Consider the following 310-nt stretch of genomic DNA (forward strand, 5'->3'; position numbering starts at 1 on the left):
GTGACGACGACCGCGGTGGGTTCCGTGGCGGGCGTGACGACCGCGGCGGCGACCGTCCCAGCTACCCGCGTCGTGACGACCGTGGTGGGGACCGTCCCTCGTACCCGCGTCGTGACGACGACCGCGGTGGGTTCCGTGGCGGGCGTGACGACCGCGGCGGCGACCGTCCGAGCTTCCCCCGTCGTGACGACCGTGGTGGGGACCGTCCGTCGTACCCGCGTCGTGACGACCGTCCTTCCGGTGGTGGCGGTGGTTTCCGCCGTGACGACCGCAGTGGTGGTGGCGACCGTCCGTCGTACCCGCGCCGTGT

General features: G+C 73.5%; 1 protein-coding gene. It reads right to left on the reverse strand.

From position 1 onward, the window contains the following. On the reverse strand, positions 1-310 hold a 310-nt coding region (locus tag ACFWW8_RS28435), incomplete at both ends, for a hypothetical protein (RefSeq protein WP_386532800.1).

It is taken from the genome of Streptomyces sp. NPDC058701 (assembly GCF_042715295.1).
Taxonomy (GTDB): domain Bacteria; phylum Actinomycetota; class Actinomycetes; order Streptomycetales; family Streptomycetaceae; genus Streptomyces.